Annotated in this window: 14 protein-coding genes; 8 read left to right on the top strand and 6 right to left on the bottom strand. The window is 72.4% G+C overall.

Annotated features, from left to right (window positions below):
* The first annotated feature begins 49 nt into the window (after positions 1 to 49).
* Positions 50 to 2,578: a ThuA domain-containing protein gene (locus tag PYS65_RS04020; RefSeq protein WP_387039576.1), complete on the top strand. Its 2,529-nt coding sequence runs from the start codon at positions 50 to 52 to the stop codon at positions 2,576 to 2,578.
* A gap of 44 nt (positions 2,579 to 2,622) precedes the next feature.
* Complete coding sequence (locus PYS65_RS04025) at positions 2,623 to 4,776, top strand: OmpL47-type beta-barrel domain-containing protein (protein ID WP_279337845.1); 2,154 nt, start codon at positions 2,623 to 2,625, stop codon at positions 4,774 to 4,776.
* Between the two features lie 86 nt (positions 4,777 to 4,862).
* Here PYS65_RS04025 and PYS65_RS04030 read toward each other — a convergent pair whose 3' ends face one another.
* A complete protein-coding gene (locus tag PYS65_RS04030) occupies positions 4,863 to 6,053 on the bottom strand; it encodes a zinc-dependent alcohol dehydrogenase (RefSeq protein ID WP_279332376.1) in 1,191 nt (396 codons plus the stop codon).
* A 244-nt stretch (positions 6,054 to 6,297) separates the two neighbouring features.
* Here PYS65_RS04030 and PYS65_RS04035 point away from each other — a divergent pair, with 244 nt between their 5' ends.
* Complete coding sequence (locus PYS65_RS04035) at positions 6,298 to 7,326, top strand: DUF3048 domain-containing protein (RefSeq protein WP_279332377.1); 1,029 nt, start codon at positions 6,298 to 6,300, stop codon at positions 7,324 to 7,326.
* Between the two features lie 59 nt (positions 7,327 to 7,385).
* Here the strand turns inward: PYS65_RS04035 and PYS65_RS04040 are convergent, their stop codons facing one another.
* The gene (locus PYS65_RS04040) at positions 7,386 to 7,856 is read right to left on the bottom strand and encodes a MarR family winged helix-turn-helix transcriptional regulator (protein ID WP_279332378.1); all 471 of its coding nucleotides are present in this window, start codon (positions 7,854 to 7,856) and stop codon (positions 7,386 to 7,388) included.
* 278 nt (positions 7,857 to 8,134) lie between these two features.
* Between PYS65_RS04040 and pcaH the strand changes: the two genes are divergently transcribed.
* Genes pcaH through pcaDC form a run of 4 tightly spaced genes read left to right on the top strand, consistent with a single transcriptional unit; the run spans position 8,135 to position 12,007 of the window.
* The gene (pcaH, locus tag PYS65_RS04045; protein WP_279332379.1) at positions 8,135 to 8,914 is read left to right on the top strand and encodes a protocatechuate 3,4-dioxygenase subunit beta; all 780 of its coding nucleotides are present in this window, start codon (positions 8,135 to 8,137) and stop codon (positions 8,912 to 8,914) included.
* A gap of 5 nt (positions 8,915 to 8,919) precedes the next feature.
* Positions 8,920 to 9,525, top strand: a complete 606-nt coding sequence (gene pcaG / locus PYS65_RS04050) for a protocatechuate 3,4-dioxygenase subunit alpha (protein ID WP_279332380.1) — start codon at positions 8,920 to 8,922, stop codon at positions 9,523 to 9,525.
* Positions 9,522 to 10,883 carry a 3-carboxy-cis,cis-muconate cycloisomerase gene (gene pcaB, locus PYS65_RS04055; RefSeq protein WP_279332381.1) on the top strand — a complete coding sequence of 454 codons (1,362 nt, stop codon included), beginning with the start codon at positions 9,522 to 9,524 and terminating at the stop codon, positions 10,881 to 10,883. The genes pcaG and pcaB overlap by 4 nt, the downstream gene beginning before the upstream one ends.
* On the top strand, positions 10,880 to 12,007 hold the full coding sequence (gene pcaDC, locus PYS65_RS04060; protein ID WP_279332382.1) for a bifunctional 3-oxoadipate enol-lactonase/4-carboxymuconolactone decarboxylase PcaDC: 1,128 nt from the start codon (positions 10,880 to 10,882) through the stop codon (positions 12,005 to 12,007). The genes pcaB and pcaDC overlap by 4 nt, the downstream gene beginning before the upstream one ends.
* 312 nt (positions 12,008 to 12,319) lie before the next feature.
* On the opposite strand, the gene PYS65_RS04065 is transcribed toward pcaDC, so the two are convergent.
* Positions 12,320 to 15,055, bottom strand: a complete 2,736-nt coding sequence (locus PYS65_RS04065; RefSeq protein WP_279332383.1) for an ATP-binding protein — start codon at positions 15,053 to 15,055, stop codon at positions 12,320 to 12,322.
* Positions 15,056 to 15,419: 364 nt separating this feature from the next.
* Between PYS65_RS04065 and PYS65_RS04070 the strand changes: the two genes are divergently transcribed.
* Positions 15,420 to 16,415, top strand: coding sequence for a DUF2510 domain-containing protein (locus PYS65_RS04070; protein ID WP_279332384.1), 996 nt, complete (start codon positions 15,420 to 15,422; stop codon positions 16,413 to 16,415).
* Positions 16,416 to 16,446: 31 nt separating this feature from the next.
* Here PYS65_RS04070 and PYS65_RS04075 read toward each other — a convergent pair whose 3' ends face one another.
* From PYS65_RS04075 to fdxA, 3 genes are read right to left on the bottom strand one after another with little or no spacing between them, the layout of a single operon-like run.
* Positions 16,447 to 16,875, bottom strand: coding sequence for a hypothetical protein (locus PYS65_RS04075; RefSeq protein ID WP_279332385.1), 429 nt, complete (start codon positions 16,873 to 16,875; stop codon positions 16,447 to 16,449).
* Between the two features lie 18 nt (positions 16,876 to 16,893).
* Positions 16,894 to 17,622: a helix-turn-helix transcriptional regulator gene (locus tag PYS65_RS04080; protein WP_279332386.1), complete on the bottom strand. Its 729-nt coding sequence runs from the start codon at positions 17,620 to 17,622 to the stop codon at positions 16,894 to 16,896.
* Positions 17,619 to 17,945 (bottom strand): ferredoxin, encoded by a 327-nt coding sequence (gene fdxA / locus PYS65_RS04085; RefSeq protein ID WP_279332387.1) that lies wholly within the window; start codon positions 17,943 to 17,945, stop codon positions 17,619 to 17,621. The genes PYS65_RS04080 and fdxA overlap by 4 nt, the downstream gene beginning before the upstream one ends.
* Between the last annotated feature and the right edge of the window lie 65 nt (positions 17,946 to 18,010).

Raw genomic sequence — 18,010 nt, forward strand, 5'->3', positions numbered from 1 at the left:
CCGAGGAGGGGTGGGTGGCCACATGCGGTTCACATCGCATCAAGAACCCATGCGCTTAAAGGGGTTGAGTGCAAGAAGCACAAGAGGCACCAGGAGCACCGGAAGCGTGAGAAGGACCGGAGCGGGGCGAAGGGCGTGGGCGGCGACCGTCACCGCCTCGGTCGTCGCCGCCGGACTGCTGTCGGGTCCCGCCGCCAGCGCGCGCCCGGACGACGACCCGGCTCTGACAACGATGTCGATCAAGTCGCCTCCGGGCGGCGCGGACGTACGGGTGCTGCTCTTCCACGGTTCCGCCGCGGGCGGTGACGAGTCACCGGTGGTGAACGCCGGGATCGAGGCGATCGAGAGGATCGGGCTGTCCGGCCCGGCGAACCAGCGGTTCGAGGTCACCGCGACGGACGACGCCTCGGTCTTCACCAACGACAGGAGGCTGGGCCGCTTCAACGCGATCGTGTTCCTCACCGGCGGCGGGGACGTCCTCGACCCGGCCCAGGAGGCGGGCCTGGAGGCCTACATGGAGGCCGGCGGCGGGTTCGTCGGCATTCACGACGCGGCCCGTGCGGAGCCGTACTCGGACTGGTTCACCGGTCTCATCGGCGCCCGTCCGGCCGCGTCCGGCCCGGCCGGTGTCCAGCGCGCGACCGTCGAGGTCGGTGACCGGCGGCACCCGGCGACCAAGAGCCTGCCGCAGGAGTGGAAGCGGCCCGACAAGTGGCTGAACTGGACGAAGAACCCGTCCGGCGAGGTGCACACCGTGGCCAGGGTCCGCGAGTCGACCTACCAGCCCGGAGCGAGCGCCAACGGCGCCGACCACCCGGTGAGCTGGTGCCGTGACTACGACGGTGGCCGGTCCTTCTACACCGGGATGGGCGGCACGGTGTCGTCGTACGACGAGACCGAGTTCCGTGACCATCTGCGCGGCGCCCTGCTGTGGACCACACGGCTCGTCCAGGCGGACTGCAAGGCGACGATCAACAAGAACTACGCGGCGGAGCGGCTCACCCGGCCCAACCAGCCGGGCCAGAACGACCAGATCGGCGAGCCGCACGGACTGGTCACCGCCCCCGACGGCCGCGTCTTCTACATCGGCCGCGGCGGCGCCGACTCCTCCCAGCCGGTGATCACCGACTGGAACGATCCCGACATCGGCAAGGGCAGGGGCGAGATCCACGTCTACGACCCCGAGACCGGGAAGGTCACCCTGGCCGGCGCGCTCACCGTCTTCGGGAACAAGGGCGGCGGCGACGAACTGGTCAAGGTCGAGGAGGGGCTGCTCGGCATCGAGCTGGACCCGGAGTTCGAGCGGAACGGATGGGTGTATCTGCACTACACCCCCCACTCGGAGATCGACCGCGTCAAGCGCATGGCCGACCGGCGGGTCTCCCGCTTCACGTTCGACGAGTCCACCGGCAGACTGGACCTGCGCAGCGAGAAGGTGCTGCTCGACTGGCCGGTGCAGATACACAGCTGCTGCCATGCGGGCGGCGGGCTGGCCTGGGACTCCGAGGACAACCTGTACATCGCCACCGGTGACAACAACTCCAGTGGCTTCAGCAGTGGTTACTCGGGCAACAACCCCGAGCCGAACTTCAAGGGCGTCTCCTTCGCGGACGCGCGCCGTACATCCGGCAACACCAACAACCTCAACGGCAAGATCCTGCGCATCCACCCGGAGCCGGACGGCACGTACACCCTCCCCGAGGGCAATCTGTTCACCGGTGAGGAGACCGCGGAGGGCGGCGGCAAGACGCGCGGCGAGATCTACGTGATGGGGGTGCGCAACCCGGCGCGCATCTTCGTCGACCCGGTGACCGACGTGCTCTACGCCGGCTGGGTCGGCCCGGACGCGGGGCAGCCGTCGACGACCTGGGGCCCGGCCAAGTACGACACCTTCGCCGCGATCACCGAGGCGTCCAACCGCGGCTGGCCGTACTGCATGGGCAACAAGCAGCCCTACCGGGACCGCAATCTGCCCGATCCGTCCCAGCCGCTGGGCTGGTACGACTGCGACCGCCCGAAGAACGAGTCGCCGAACAACGACGGCCTGGTCAACCTGCCGCCGGTGACCGGCAACAACATCTGGTACTCGCCGCAGGGCGGCGGCCCGGACTTCCCCCGGGACACGAACGGCGTCCCCTCCTACAAGCAGGACGAGGCCACCTACAGGCTGCCCTGGCTCAAGGGCGGCGGGCAGGCCGCGATGAACGGGCCCGTCTACCGCTTCGACGGGGCGAGCGACAGTGACACCAAATGGCCGGCCTACTGGGACGGCAAGTGGTTCGTCGGCGACTTCTACGACGCCGACCAGCCGCGCAACGCGGTGCTCATGAACCCGAAGACGCAGGGCGACGGCGGGCTGCCGGTGCACTCGGAGTCCCTGAAGAAGATCGTGCCGGTCGGGAACGACGGCATCAAGAACCTGATGGACTGGAAGTTCGGTCCGGACGGCGCGCTGTACGTCCTCGACTACGGCCGCGGCTTCTTCACCTCGGACGCCAAGTCCGCGCTGTGGCGGGTCACCTACACGGGCGGCGGCCCGACCCCGGCCGTCGGCCGGCTGGCGAGGGGAACCGAGTGATACGGCAACGGAGGATCTGGGCCGCCCTGCTGGCCGCCCTGCTCATGATGTTCGGCCTGCAGACCGTCTCCGCGGCCGACGACACCGAGGCCCCCGGGGCCGAGGCGGCGGAACAGGTGCTCACCTGGACCGCGGGCAACGACATCGACACGTACCTCTCGGCACCGGCGACCGCGGTGGCCGGACCGGCGACGATCGTCTTCGAGAACAGCGTGGCCACCGGCAACACCACCGGCATGCCGCACACGTTGACGTTCGTCACCTCGGACCCCGAGTTCAACGACGACGTCCAGCTCAACATCCTGGCCAACCCCAACGACGCCCAGAAAGGCCGGTACACCGCCGAGGTCACGCTCACCCCGGGCCGCTACTTCTACCACTGCACGATCCCCGGCCACGGCCAGATGCAGGGCATCCTGGTGGTGACCGAGGGCAGCGGTGAGGACACCACGGCGCCCGAGGCGACCGCCAAGGTGACCGGCACGCAGAACGCCGAGGGCGCCTACGTCGGTTCGGCGAGTGTCGCCGTCACGGCGACCGACGCGGGTTCGGGCGTCGACCGGATCGAGTACGCGATCGGCGCCGACGGCGCCTGGCAGCCGTACACCGCGCCGGTCGTCGTCGACCAGGTCGGTACGCACACGGTGCGCTACCGCGCCCTGGACAAGGCGGGCAACGTCTCGGCGGAGCAGAGCGTCGGGTTCACCGTCGTCGCCCCGCCGACGGACGACACCACCGCACCGGAGACCTCGGCGACGGTCGCCGGGCAGAAGAACGCCGACGGCGCGTACATCGACATGGCGACCGTCACCGTCACCGCCTCCGACACGGGCTCCGGCGTCAACACCATCGAGTACGCGATCGGTTCCGGCGCCTGGCAGGTCTACACCGGCCCGGTGATGGTGCACCAGGTGGGCACGCACACCGTGCGTTACCGCGCCACGGACAAGGCGGGCAACGCGGCGGCCGAGAAGAGCGTCGCGTTCACCGTCGTCTCCGCGCCCCCGCAGGACACCACCCCGCCGGTGACCGGCGTGACCGTCGAGGGTTCGAAGAACTCCGCCGGGGCGTACGTCGGCAGCGCGAAGGTGACCGTCAGCGCCACCGACGGGCACGGTTCCGGTGTCGCCGGCATCGAGTACTCGCTCGACGGCGGGCCCTACCTGGCGTACACGGCGCCCGTGGTCGTCGACCGGGCGGGCAGGCACACCCTGGCGTACCGGGCGAGCGACAAGGCGGGCAACACCTCCGCCCCGCTCACGGTGAGCTTCACGGTCGTGTCGGGCCAGGTTCCCCCGCCCCCCTGCCCGGAGTTCGACGAGCGGCCGACGGTGTTCGTCGGCGAGGTCGACTCGGGTGTGCCCAACCGGGTCACCGACAACCGGTGCCGGGTCGGCGAGCTGATCGAGGACGAGAAGGAGTGGACGTCCCACGCGCTGTTCCTGAAGCACGTCAGGGGCGTGCTGGACAAGCTCGAGAAGGAAGGGGTCGTCGACCGGCGGGAGTACCGGGCGATCGACCGGGCGGCCCGTCAGTCCGGGATCGGCACGCCGGGCCAGACCGAGGGCTACCGCACGATCCTCGACGGCAGTGCGGACTCGCTCGCCAAGTGGCAGCAGGTGGGCGGGGGTTCGTTCGGGCTGAACCCGGACGGGTCGATCACCTCCGGCACCACCAGGGCCGGACTCGGCATGCTGTGGTTCCCCGAGCGCAAGTACGGCGACTTCTCGCTGAAGCTGCAGTGGCGGGACGACGCGCCGGGCACCGGCAACGCCAACTCCGGTGTGTTCGTGCGGTTCCCGCAGGTGCACGACCATCCGGAGGAGACGCGGCCGGAGTGGGTCGCCATCAAGTACGGGCACGAGGTGCAGGTGTTCGACTCCCCCGTCGGCGACATGTACAAGACGGGCTCGGTCTACGGCTTCGACCGGGTGGGCCTGGCCGGTGCGGGCGTGACGCAGAAGGGCACCTGGAACGACTACGAGATCCGCGTGGTGGACCAGCACTACTCGGTCTACCGCAACGGTGTGCTGATCAACGAGTTCGACAACACCGGCGGGCAGGACTTCACCCCGCCGCGCTCGGACGACCCGGGCACGGACGGGCGGCGGTTCGCCTCCGGCTACGTCGGACTCCAGGTCCACGGCACCACCGACGTGGTCTCGTACCGGGACGTCCGGATCAAGGAACTGCCGTGACACGGCACTGACCGGAAACCGGCCGGCAGGGGGCCGGGAAGCCGCGGACCCGCGGCTTCCCGGCCCCCTGCCCTGCCGCCCAAACCTCACGGCTGCATGAGCACCTTGACCGCGCCGTCCTGCTTGTGCTGGAACATCTCGTAGGCCCGGGGCGCGTCCGACAGCGGTACGCGGTGGGTGGCGAAGTCCTCGACGCCGAGGGGGTCGTCGTCCGTGAGGTGGGGGATGATCTCGTCGCTCCAGCGGCGTACGTTCGCCTGCCCCATGCGCATCTGGATCTGCTTGTCGAACAGGGTGAGCATGGGCATCGGGTCGGCCATGCCGCCGTAGACGCCGGTGATCGAGATGGTGCCACCGCGCCGCACGAGCTCGATCGCGGTGTGGAGGGCGGCGAGCCGGTCCACGCTGAGGCGTTCCGCCAGGGGACCGCTCAGTTTGCGGGGGAGCAGCGCGGAGGCGTTCTGCACCATGCGGGCCGCCGCGCTGCCGTGCGCCTCGGTGCCCACGGCGTCGATCACGGCGTCGGGACCGCGGCCGTCGGTCCGGTCGCGGATGGCGGTGACGAGTTCCTTCTCGTCGTCGAAGGAGCGCAGGTCGAAGGTCTCCACGCCCCGGTCGCGCGCCCGGCGCAGGCGTTCCGGGACCAGGTCCACCCCGAAGACCTGGCCGGCTCCCCTGAGCCGGGCGATCCTGCAGGCCATGTCGCCGATGGGGCCGAGACCGAGCACGGCGATGCTGCCGCCCTTCGGGACCTCGGCGTAGGCGACCGCCTGCCAGGCGGTGGGCAGCACGTCGGAGAGGTAGACGAACCGGTCGTCGGGCGACCCCTGGGGGACCTTGATGGGGCCGAACTGGGCCTGCGGGACCCGCAGGTACTCGGCCTGGCCGCCCGGTACCGCGCCGTAGAGGCGGGTGTAGCCGAACAGGGCCGCGCCCATGCCCTCGGCGCTGACCTGAGTGGTCTCGCACTGGGTGGGCAGGCCGGTGAGGCACATCCAGCAGTTGCCGCAGGCGATCTGGAACGGCACCACGACCCGGTCGCCGGCCTGGAGGTCCGGCACGGCGGCGCCGACCTCCTCGACGATGCCCATCGGCTCGTGGCCGAGGATGTCGCCCGGGGTCATGAACGGGGTGAGCACCTCGTACAGATGCAGGTCGGAGCCGCACAGGCCGGTGGAGGTGATCCGGATGACGGCGTCCGTGGGTTCCTCGATCCGGGGATCGGGCACGTTCTCCACCCTCACGTCCCGCTTTCCCTGCCAGGTCACTGCCCTCATCGCCGCCCGCTCCCTTCGTGGTGGCCGGTGTGCCGTTGCCGCTGTGCCTCTTCGCGGCTTCCTCGCGGCTTCCTCGTGCGGGGCCCGGGTACCCGAGCGGTCCGTGCCGAACCGCGCCGCTGGGCCGATCGGCGGAAGCCACCGTGCGGGATCAGCACTGATCGTCGATGGCCATCGACGATCAGAAAAGCGCACAATGCAAGACAACTGATGATTCAGGGCGGGCAGGGTGGCGACGGTGGGCATGGGACGAGGGACGCGCGCACGACGTGCGGCACGTACGCGGCGCACGACACGCACACGGGGCACGGCAACGGCGAGAGCACTGCTGACGGTACTCCTGGCGGCCGGTCTGGCGGCCGGCTGCACGGCCTCGGGCAGCCCGGACGACGACGGCCGCGGAGAGTCCTGGCCGTCGCCGCTCGAGCCGCGGCCGGACGGGGCCGGCGGCTCTCAGGTGCTCGCCGTGAAGCTCGACAACACTCCCGCGGCCCGGCCGCAGACCGGCCTGGACGCGGCGGACGTGGTGTACGTCGAGCAGGTCGAGGGCGGGCTGAGCCGGCTGATGGCGGTCTACGCCACCCGGCTGCCCGAGTCCGTGGGTCCGGTGCGCAGCGCCCGGGAGGCCGATCTGGAGCTGCTGCGCCAGTTCGACCGGCCGATCCTGGCGTTCTCCGGGGCGCAGAGCAGACTGCTGCCACTGATCGGCGAGGCTCCGCTGGAGGCCCTGACCCCGGGGACGCCCGGCTCCGAGGCGGGTGTCTACAGCCGGGCCACCGACCGGTCCTCCCCGCACAACCTCTATCTCCACCCCCGGCGGCTCCTGGACGACCCGCCCGGGCCCTCCGCGCTGACCACCGGCTTCCACCACGGTCCGCCGCCCCCGGACGGCACACCCGAGGCCACGCACACGGTGCGCTATCCGGCGGCCCGCTTCGCCTTCACCTGGTCCGACGCCCGCGACCGCTGGCTGGTCTCGATGGACGGCGATCCCGCGGTCACCCCGCGGGGCGAGCGGCTGGCGCCCGCGACCGTCGTCGTGCAGTACGTGACCGTCCGCCCCTCCGACTACCGCGACTACCTCGGCAACAACACTCCGTACACCGAGACGGTGGGCTCCGGGGAGGCCACCGTGCTGCGCGACGGGCGCGCCCACGAGGTCCGCTGGAGCAGGCCGGACGCCACGGACGGCACCTCGTTCACGACGGACGACGGCGCTCCGGTGAACTTCGCGCGGGGGCAGGTGTGGGTGGTCTACGCGAAGGCCCCCTGATCAGCGCGGGGCCGTCACCCGGCGTCGCGACCGCGGCGCGGCGTCACCGCGCCACCGCGTCACCGGTTCGACGGGGCGGCGGGATGGCGCAGCTCCTCGGCCGCGTCCGCCACCCGGCGGATCAGCTCGAAGAAGGCGGCCTGCTCCTCGTCGCCCAGCGGGGCCAGGAAGACCTGGTTCATCCGGGCGGTGCGCACCGCCAGCCTGCGGTGGGCGCGCAGACCGTCGTCCGTGAGCCGGAGCAGGAAGCGGCGGCCGTCCCGCGGATCACGGACCTTGTCCAGCAGGTCCCGCCGGAGGAGCCGGGCGACCACCTCGGCGATGGTGGACCGGTCGAGCCCCACCCGCTCCCCCACCGTGCGCTGGTCCAGGCCGGGCTCGGCGACGAGCGCGTTGAGGACCGCGAACTGCGGCGAGGTGATCTCCTCGGAGACCATCGTGTTCCACAGCAGGTGGTGCGCCTGCTGGAGCCGCCGGGCCAGATGCCCGGGATGGCCGGTGAGGTCCACCGCTGCCGTGTACGCCCCCACAGCACTCTCCTCTTTTTTCGTCGGTGCACTGAACGATACCCGCGCGGAGGTGAACCTGTCTGCGACTCCTGAAGGCATTGTCACTGGATGGAAGAGGGTATTGACGCTTCCGTCCGACGATGGCAGCGTAAAGAACTGCAACAAAAATACTCAGTGCCCTGACTATCTCGGTATCTACGACATACGGCGGTGGACCGGTGCGCATCCGGCCGGCCGGACTGGAAGGGATGGGGTTTCCCGATGGACAAGGTGTGGGCCGCTACCGCGGAGGGACTGTCGTGACGAACGCACTCACCCAGCACGACATCGACCAGGAGATCGCGGCCGAGCACGCCGCGTACGAGAAGCGGGTGGCGGACGGCGCCCCCGTCGAGCATCATCCGCGCCGCGGCTACGCCCCGTACCGCTCCTCGGTGCTGCGCCACCCCGAGCAGCCGGCGATCGCCGTCGACGTGTCCAAGGACCCGGAGCTGGTGGAGCTGGCCTCCCCCGCCTGGGGCGAGCGGGACCTCACCGCCGTCGACAACGACCTCACCCGCCACCACGACGGCGAGCCCGTCGGTGAGCGCATCACCGTCTCCGGGCGGCTGCTGGACCGCGACGGGCGCCCCGTGCGCGGCCAGCTGGTGGAGATCTGGCAGGCCAACTCGGCCGGCCGGTACGCCCATCAGCGGGAGCAGCACGACGCCCCGCTGGACCCCAACTTCACCGGCGCCGGCCGCACCCTGACCGACGCCGACGGCTTCTACCGCTTCACGACCATCCAGCCGGGCCCGTACCCGTGGCGCAACCACGTCAACGCGTGGCGCCCGGCGCACATCCACTTCTCCGTCTTCGGCTCCGCTTTCACCCAGCGGCTGGTGACGCAGATGTACTTCCCGGGCGATCCGCTCTTCCCCTACGACCCGATCCTGCAGTCGGTGACCGACGACGCGGCCCGGCAGCGACTGGTGGCGACCTACGACCACGGCCTGTCGGTGCCGGAGTTCTCCCTCGGCTACCACTGGGACATCGTGCTCGACGGACCGCGGGCCACCTGGATGGAAGAAGGGCGCTGACCACCATGACGAAGATCGACACGAGCAGCCCGGAGAACGTGCTGCCCACCCCCTCGCACACCGTCGGCCCGTTCTACGGCTACGCGCTGCCCTTCCGCGGCGGCGAGGACATCGCGCCGCTCGGCCACCCGGACACCGTCACCGTGCACGGGTACGTGTACGACGGCGAGGGCAAGCCGCTGCCGGACGCGCTGCTGGAGGTGTGGGGCGCCGATCCGAAGGGCGACCTGCCGACGGCCGACGGCTCGATGCGGCGGGACCCGGCGAGCGGCGACCACCTGGGCCGCAACGGGGTGGAGTTCACCGGCTTCGGCCGGATCCAGACCGATGCCGACGGCCACTGGTACGTGCGCACGCTGCGGCCGGGGGCGCGCGGACAGCACGCGCCGTACCTCAGTGTGTGCGTGTTCGCGCGGGGCCTGCTGATGCATCTGTTCACCCGGATCCACCTGCCCGGCGACGAGGCCGTGCTCGCGGCGGACCCGCTGCTGTCCCGGCTCGACGCGGACCGCCGCTCCACGCTGATCGCGGTGGACGAGGGCCACGGGACGTACCGTTTCGACATCCGCCTCCAGGGCGAGGGCGAGACGGTCTTCCTGGAGTTCCAGTGACCTCACCCGATACCGGTACCGGCCTGCTCGCCCCCGGGTGGGCCGGTTCCCCGGCCGCCGCCGAGACCGGTGACGGCGCCTTTCTGCGTGCCCTGCTGGACGCCGAGGCCGCGCTGACCCGGGCGCAGGCGACCGCGGGGCTGGTCCCCGCCGAGGCCGCGGCGGTGGTCACGGAGGTGGCCGCCGAGCCCGGTCGCTTCGATCCCGCGTCCCTCGCCGAGCGTGCGCGGGGCGGCGGGAACCCGGTGATCCCGCTGGTCGCGGATCTGACCCGGGCGGTCGGCGAGGAGCACGGCCCCTTTGTGCACCGGGGTGCGACCAGCCAGGACATCATGGACACGGCGATGATGCTGGTCGCCCACCGCGCCCTGGGCCCGCTCCTCGACGACCTCGACCGCTGTCAGCGGGCGCTGGCCGTTCTCGCCGCCGAGCACCGCGACACGGTGCTGCCGGGGCGGACGCTGACCCAGCACGCGGTGCCGACGACGTTCGGGCTGAAGGCCGCCGGGTGGCGGTCGCTGGTGCTCGACGCCCGCGACCGGGCGACGGCCGTACGCGCCTCACTGCCGGCCCAGCTCGGCGGTGCCGCCGGCACCCTGGCGGCCTTCACGGCGTACGGGGCGACGGACGCGACCGCGCTGCCCGCGATCTACGCCCGGGAGCTCGGACTGTGCCCGCCCGCTCTCCCCTGGCACACGCTGCGCACTCCGGTGGCCGATCTCGCCGGCGCCCTCGCCTTCACCACGGGGGCGCTGGGCAAGCTCGCGGCGGACGTGCTCACCGCCTCCCGCACCGAGATCGCGGAGCTCTCCGAGGGCAGCGGCGGCGGCTCCTCGGCCATGCCGCACAAGGCCAATCCGGTGCGTTCGACGCTGATCGCGGCGGCGGCCCGGCGCGCACCGCAGCTCGCGGCCACGCTGTACGGCTCGCTGGTGGCCGAGGACGAGCGGCCGGCCGGTGCCTGGCACGCCGAGTGGGAACCACTGCGGGACCTGCTCCGCCTGGCCGGTGGCGCGGCCCGGGACGCCGCCGAACTCTCCGAGGGGCTGCGGGTGCACCCGGACGTGATGCGTGAACACCTCGGCCTCACCCACGGGTTGATCGTCTCCGAGCGGCTGTCCGCGGAGCTGGCACCCGTACTCGGCCGCAGCCGGGCGAAGGAACTGCTCACCCGCCTGGCACGGCGCGCCTACGGCGAGGGCCACGACCTCGGTGAACTCCTCGCCGAACAGGTCGAGTCGGGCGAACTGCCGGAACTGAAGAACACCGGCACCTCCGAGATCGCCGCCCTGACCGATCCCACCCGTTACACCGGCTCCGCCGGACCCCTCACCGACCGTGCACTGGAGCGCTCGTGACCGACACCGTCCTCAACCACCGTGCCGAGGGGCCGAGTTCCGCTCCCCCGCTGCTGCTCGGTCCCTCGTTGGGCACGTCGTACGCCCTGTGGGACAAGGTGGCGCCCGAGCTGTCGATCACGCACCGGGTGGTCCGCTGGGACCTGCCGGGGCACGGCGGTTCGGCGGCCGGGCTGATCGGGCCCGGCGCGACCGTCGGTGAGCTGGCGGACCTGGTGATCGGGCTCGCCGACACGCTCGGCATCGAGCGGTTCGCCTATGCGGGCGTGTCGCTGGGCGGAGCGGTGGGGCTGGAGCTGGCCGTGCGCCACCCGGAGCGGGTGACGTCACTGGCCGTGATCTGCTCCTCGGCGCACTTCAACGGCGCGAAGGCGTGGGAGAAGCGGGCGGCGCTGGTGCGGAGCGAGGGCCTTTCGGGGCTCGCGGAGAGTGCGGACGCCCGCTGGTTCACGCCCGGTTTCACGGTGCCGGGGCTGGTCCGCGACCACCGGGACGCCGATCCCGGGGCGTATGCCGCCTGCTGCGACGCGCTGGCCGCGTTCGATCTGCGGGAGCACCTCGCACAGATCCGGGTGCCGACCCTGCTGGTGGCCGGCCGGGAGGACCCGGCGACGCCCCCGGCGCATCTGCGCGAGATCGCCGACGCGGTGCCGGGCGCGGGGCTCGTGGAGATCCCGGGCGCCTCTCATCTGGCGCCGGCGGAGCGTCCCGAGGCGGTGCTGACGGCGCTGCGGGCCCACTTCGGCGGGGACGCGGCGAGCGGGATGCGGGTACGGCGCGAGGTCCTCGGGGACGCGCACGTGGACCGGGCCCAGGCCCGGCAGACGGCGTTCACCGCGCAGTTCCAGGACTTCATCTCGCGCTACGCCTGGGGGGAGATCTGGACCGATCCGACGCTCACCCGCCGCGAACGCAGCATGATCACGCTCACCGCGCTGGTCGCGCACGGCCACTACGACGAGCTGGCCATGCACGTCCGCGCGGCCCTGCGCAACGGGCTCACCGCCGAGGAGATCGGAGCGGTGCTGATGCAGACGGCGGTGTACTGCGGCGTACCGGCGGCCAACTCGGCCTTCGCGACGGCCCAGCGGGTACTGGCGGAGGAGACCGACGGCACGTCGTGACGGGCCCGGGGCCCGGGCGTTACGGCGGTCGTGCGGGCCCGGGCATTACGGCGGTCGTGCGGGGGCGGGGCATTACGGCCGGCCGTCCTGGCCCCGCCCACCGTCCGGGGCCAGAGTCAGGGGCCGGGGCCAGGAGCCGGGGCCGGGGCCAGGAGCCGGGGCCGGGAGGCAGGAGCCGGGGCCAGGGTCCCGGAGCCAGAGCCAGGAGCCGGAGTCAGAGTCCCGGGGCCAGGAGCCGGAGCCGGAGCCGAGGCCAGGGTCCCGGGCCAGGAGCCGGAGCCAGAGCCAGGAGCCGGGGCCGGGAGGCAGGGGCTACGGCCGGTTGTCCGGGACACGCCCGCCGGCCGGGGCCGGTGTGGCGCTCGGCGCCGGTCCGGTGACCGAGGCCAGTTCGGCCCGGGCCCGCGCGGCCAGCCCGTCCGCGCCGCAGGACCGGGCGAGCGCCAGACCGCGCTCCAGGTCGGCCTTCGAGCGGGCGAGGATGCCGTACTCGACGCGGGCGACGGCGTGTTCGTACTGGCAGGGCGAGGACTCCAGGTAGGCGACGGCCTGGGCGGCGAGCCGTACCGCCCGCTGGCCGGTCTCCAGAGCGGCGGCACAGCGCAGGGCCTCCCCTATGGCGGTGTCCGTGCCGAAGCGTTCGGCCTGCCTGCGGTACTCCACGGCGAGCCGGGCGGCACGGGCCGGGTCCGTCCCGGCGAGGGCGCGGGCGAGGTCGGCGGCCCAGAAGACGTGGACGGGGTTGTGGTGGCCGCGGGAGGCCGCCGCCTTCTCTGCGGCCTCCAGTTCGTTGACGCCGTCCTCGGTGCGGCCGGCCGCGAGCAGCAGTCTGCCGCGCACCGAGCGGAGGTCGGGGAGCACGATGGTGGACGGGTAGGGTGGTGCGAAGCCGTGCCGCTCGGCGACCGCCCGGGCTTCGTCCACGTGCCCGCGGGCGAGCAGGGTGTCGACCAGGTTGCAGGTCGCCGTCCAGTACAGGGGCAGACCGCGGCCGACGCGTTCGGCCAGGCGCAGGGACTCGCGCAACGATTTCTCCGCCGCCACCAGGCGGCCCCGTCTGCGGTGCCCGAGACCGACGTAGGCGTGGGCGAGGGCCAGGTGGCCGCCGCTCCAGCCTGCCGTCTCGTAGGCGCGCAGGGCCTCGTTGTAGAGGCTTTCGGCGCGGTCCAGGCGGTCGGTGTAGGCGTAGACCCCGGCCAGCATCAGCAGCAGTTCGACGCCCCATTCGGAGTCGGTCCAGCCGAAGCCGGGAGCGAGGCGGCCGTTGACGAGGGCGCGGTCGCAGATCTCGGCGACCTCCTCGGCGTTCTCGCCGCACATCATGGCGTCGAAGCCGCGCAGGACGAGCAGTGCGCGCTCCGAGTTGTCGCGGCCGGTGCAGGTGGCGGCGAGGTCGGCCAGGCGTTCGCTGCGGCCGGGTGTGCTGGTCTCGCCGGCGTGGACGCCCTCCCACATGAACCGCACGGCCTGCAGCCTCATCCGGGCGGGTCCCGGCTCCAGCCGGGCGGCCTCCGCCTCGACGGTGCGCAGGGCCTCCTCCGTCTGGTTGTTGTGCAGCAGCGCCTGCGAGAGCCGGACCACGGCGTCCACCCGCGCGGCGCCGTCGAGACCGGACATGCCGAGCGCGGTCCGCAGATGGCCGATGGTCCGGGCGGGCGCGGTGAGGAAGGTGGCGCGGCCCAGTTCGTAGAGCACGTGCGCGTGGACCTCGGGGCGGGGCGGTTCCTCCAGTGCGCGTTCCAGGCAGCGGCGGGCCGCGTCCGGGGCGCCGGTGGCGAGGTGTTCGCGGGCGGCCTCACGCAGTTGCCACACGAGTTCCTCGTCGTCGTCCGGGTGGACTTCGAGGAGGTGCCGGGAGGCGGACGCGGCGCCGCGTCCGGAGTCGGTGACGATCCGGGCGGCGATGCCGTGCATGGCCCGGCGCAGGGCGTCGGGGATGGAGTTGTAGACGGCGGTGGCGATGAGCGGGTGGACGAACTCGAGGTCGGCCACGCCGGTACGGCCGGTGCCGGGGTCGGGGACGGTGAGGATGCGGGCGCCGCGCAGGAGTTCGGCGCAGCGGACGGCGTCGTCACGGTTCAGGGTGGCGAGCCGGGCCACCAGGTCGACGGTGATGTCGGTGCCGATGATGGCGGCGGCCCAGGCGAACCGGGTGGAGTCTATGCCGAGTTGTTCCAGGCGGGCCACGAGTCCGCCGCCGCGGGCGGAGCGGTTCAGCGCGCGCAGTTCGCCCGCGTGGGTCTCGACGGGTTCGAGTTCGCTGTCCTGGACCTTGGCGAGGAGTTCGACGGTCTCGTACGGGTTGCCGCCGGTGACGGCCCACACCTCGCGGCAGAACGCGGCGTCCGCGTTCTCGCCCAGGGTGGCGCGGGTGAGTCCGGCCGTGGCGAGCGGGGTCAGGGCGCTGAGCACGGTGACGGGGTGCTCGGCCGCCTCGGCGACGGCATCCAGGTGGCGGGCGCTCACCCCGGAGACCTCGCCCGGTCTGCGGGCGACCACGACGAGGACGGGCACCTCCGCCAGGCGTTCGGCGAGGACGGCGAGCCAGTGCAGGGTCTCCTGGTCGGCCCAGTGGACGTCGTCGACGGTCAGCACCAGCGGCCAGTCCCGGCGGGCCAGCCGGCGCACCGCGGCGGTCAGCCCCTCGCAGACGCCCTGCGGGTCGATGTGCCGGTCGCCGGGCTCCGCGACGCCGAGGGCGGGGCCGGCGATGTCGTACCAGTCGCCGAGGTACTCGCGGACCTCCTCCGGCAGCATCGACACCAGTGCGGGCTGGAGGAGTTGGCGTACGACGTTGAAGGGGACGGAGCGCAGGGTCTCGCCGCCGCGGGCCGACCAGACGGTGCAGCCGCGCTGTTCGGCGATGCGCCGGGTCTCGGCGAGCAGCGCGGTCTTGCCGAGCCCCGCCTCGCCCCGGAGCACCAGCAGGTTTCCGGGTGAGGACCGGTCCGCGCACAGGGTGTCGACCACCGCGGTGATGGCGGCGACCTCCTCGTCCCGCTCCCAGAGCGAGGGCGAGGCCTCGCCCGTGGGCCGTACCTCCGTCATCCCGCTGCCTCCCCAAGTCGCCCGAACGACGTACAGCCGTCGAGCGTAGTCCTCCGACGGCCCTGATGGAGCAGTACCGTGCCCGCTCTTGCCGTGACGGGTGACACGCGGTACAGAGGTCGACGCGTCCCGCCGCCCACCTGGGGATGAGGAGTCAACAGCTGTCTGCGGATGTGATGGTGACGGCCCGTCGGATCATTTTCGCAGGAGCGCGCCGAGGAGGGGAAGGCCCGCGGCGAAGCGGCGGCGCACCGGCCGTACAGGAGTGCGCGGAGGGCGGCCGGTCACCGGAGGTGACGGACCTCTCCCCTCCGGTCCCGTCCGGTCTCATCCGGCTTTCATCGACGCCTCATACGGTGGGGGCATGACGCAGGCGACTCCTCCCGGGTGGCATCCCGACCCCGGGCAGACGAATGACGGACCGGCCACCGAGCGCTGGTGGGACGGCACCGCCTGGACGGACCAGGTCCGGCCGACGGGCTCGGCATCCGCCTGGGGCCCTCCGGCACCGGGCACGGCGGCCCACCCGGCCCACCCGGCGTACCCGGCCCATCCGGCGTACCCGGGGTATCCGGTGCACCAGGGGTATCCCGGGATCGTGCGGTCCGGCTCGGGCTCCGGACGGCGGCGCAGGCTGCTGATCGGCATCGCCGTGGCCGCGGCCGTCGCGGTGCTGGCGAGCATCGGGATCGGCGTGTACGCGCTGCCCGGCGACAGCGGCGGCGGCAACTCCGCGACCGCGCAGGGTCCGGGTGGTTCGGAAGGCGGTCCTGAGGGCGGCCCCGACGGAAAGGACTCCGGCCCGGACACCTCGAAGCCGCCGCGGGTGGAGAGCGGGTCGGTGACCGACGGGCTGAGCGGAATCAGCCTGCCCATCCCGGACGGCTGGTACGGCCAGGAGGGCCAGGTGGGCGCCCAGATCATGTCGGACGACACCTACGAATGCCCCGGCAACACCTCCAGCACCTGCACCAAGGGCGGGGCCTACTCGATGCCGGCGCCGGCCCTCGGCATCCGCGGCTCCACCGCCGAGGAGGTCGCCAAGGCGGACATCGCCGCCAATGCCGAGGAGTCGTACGGCGGCGATTCCTACGGGAGGATCACCTCGCACGAGGTCCTCGAGTCGAAGGCGGTGGACGTCGCCGGGCAGAAGGGCTACCTGGTGCGCTGGAAGGCGGTCACCAGCAAGGGCTCCGACGGGTACGTCCAGTCGCTGGCCCTCCCCTCCCCCGCGCAGCCGAAGCAGATCGTCGTGATCCGCTTCGGTCTGGACACCGACCAGAAGCAGTCGCTCCTCGACGACATCATCGGGGGCATCGAGAAGGCGGAGGGCCGCGGCGGCAACGGCCAGGACATATGACCCGCTGAGGCGGGCGACGGCCGGGTGGCGCTCAAGCGGCGAGAAGCAGGACGCCGAGAACCAGGAGCGCCACCGCCTTGATGGTCTCGAGCCCCACGTAGTGCCAGTGGGCGTGGGAGCGGGGCAGTCGCTCTCCGGCGAGCACCCGGTCGGACCGGTGGTTGAGCCGGGGCCGGATCACACCGAGTTGAGCTGCCAGCACCACGGCCACCACGACGGTGAGCACGGCCACCGGGGTGCCGGGCCCGCCGGCCGCCACGGCGGCAAGGGTGATCACGACGAGGACGATCTCGACGAGATGGAGCGCCCGGAAGACGATGCGGCCGATACCGAGGCCGATCGGGATCGTCACCCCCGGCGCCCGGAACTTCAACGGCGCCTCCAGGAAGGAGATCGCCAGCACCATGCCGAGCCAGACGAAGACGGCGGCGCCCGCTGTGGCGGCCGATACGGAGTTCACTGCCGGACTGTCCTTCCTCTACGCGGCGCGCGCTGGGACGAAATGGGCGTGACAGACGTCGGGTTCGGCGAACGGCACCAGCCGGCCGGCGGCGACGGGCGCGTCCAGTGCGGCCAACGCGCCCTTCATCAGGCCCAGATGGAGCGGGCAGACGATCTGCCGGTACTCCTCGGCGAGTTCGAGGAACGGACAGTGCCGCAGACGGATGACGTCGGGCACCTCATCGGACCCGTCGTTCACCGGGCCCGCCTGGCTCACAGGGGCCACAGGGGCCACAGGGGCCACAGGATCGAAGCCGAGGTCGGCGAGGAGTGCGACCAGCCGGTCGACCGCTTCGCGGCCGGTCACGGTGTGGAAGGGCGGCGCCGGGTCGACCAGGTGCCGCCCCCAGGCCCGGCCGGCCTCCACGGCCTCCGCCTCGGCTCCGGCGCCGGCCGTCGCGAGCCGGCTGAGCAGCATCCGGGCCAGCAGCCGGTACTCGCGCCGCCCTCCGCGGTCCATTCCGCGCCGCGGCGCGTACACCGCGCGGGGACGCCCCCGCCCGGACGGCGCCTCCAGGGTCCGCTCCACCGCCCCGCGCGTCACCAGCGAATCCAGGTGGAAGCGCGCCGTGTTGGCGTGGACCCCCACCCGCTCCGCCACCTCGTTGACGCCGAGCGGCGCGCCGGCGGTGCGCAGCACCTCGAGCACGGCACGGCGGCGCGGGGTCACCGGGTCGCCGTCCCCGGCGCGCTCCCCGGAGGTCACGCCGCGCCGTCCTGCGGCGGCAGCGCGGCGATCAGCGGGTGGTCCCGCTCGATCAGCCCCAGCTTGGAGGCCCCGCCGGGCGAGCCGAGGTCGTCGAAGAACTCGACGTTCGCCTTGTAGTAGTCCTTCCACTCCTCGGGAGTGTCATCCTCGTAGAAGATGGCCTCGACCGGGCAGACCGGCTCGCAGGCGCCGCAGTCGACACACTCGTCCGGATGGATGTACAGGGACCGCCGGCCCTCGTAGATGCAGTCGACCGGGCACTCGTCGACGCACGCCTTGTCCTTCACGTCGACACAGGGCTGCGCGATCACATAGGTCACGACGTCCTCCTCCCCGAATTCTCACTAATCCTCTCTGTGAGAATAGTGCTTCACGGCATCCTTCC

This window comes from Streptomyces cathayae (assembly GCF_029760955.1).
In the GTDB taxonomy this organism is placed as follows: domain Bacteria; phylum Actinomycetota; class Actinomycetes; order Streptomycetales; family Streptomycetaceae; genus Streptomyces; species Streptomyces cathayae.

Coding starts and splice junctions, on each gene's coding strand:
- PYS65_RS04020 (WP_387039576.1), top strand. CDS start 50: ATGCGCTTAAAGGGGTTGAGTGCAAGAAGCACAAGAGGCACCAGGAGC.
- PYS65_RS04025 (WP_279337845.1), top strand. CDS start 2,623: ATGATGTTCGGCCTGCAGACCGTCTCCGCGGCCGACGACACCGAGGCC.
- PYS65_RS04030 (WP_279332376.1), bottom strand. CDS start 6,053: ATGAGGGCAGTGACCTGGCAGGGAAAGCGGGACGTGAGGGTGGAGAAC.
- PYS65_RS04035 (WP_279332377.1), top strand. CDS start 6,298: ATGGGACGAGGGACGCGCGCACGACGTGCGGCACGTACGCGGCGCACG.
- pcaG (WP_279332380.1), top strand. CDS start 8,920: ATGACGAAGATCGACACGAGCAGCCCGGAGAACGTGCTGCCCACCCCC.
- PYS65_RS04065 (WP_279332383.1), bottom strand. CDS start 15,055: ATGACGGAGGTACGGCCCACGGGCGAGGCCTCGCCCTCGCTCTGGGAG.
- PYS65_RS04070 (WP_279332384.1), top strand. CDS start 15,420: ATGACGCAGGCGACTCCTCCCGGGTGGCATCCCGACCCCGGGCAGACG.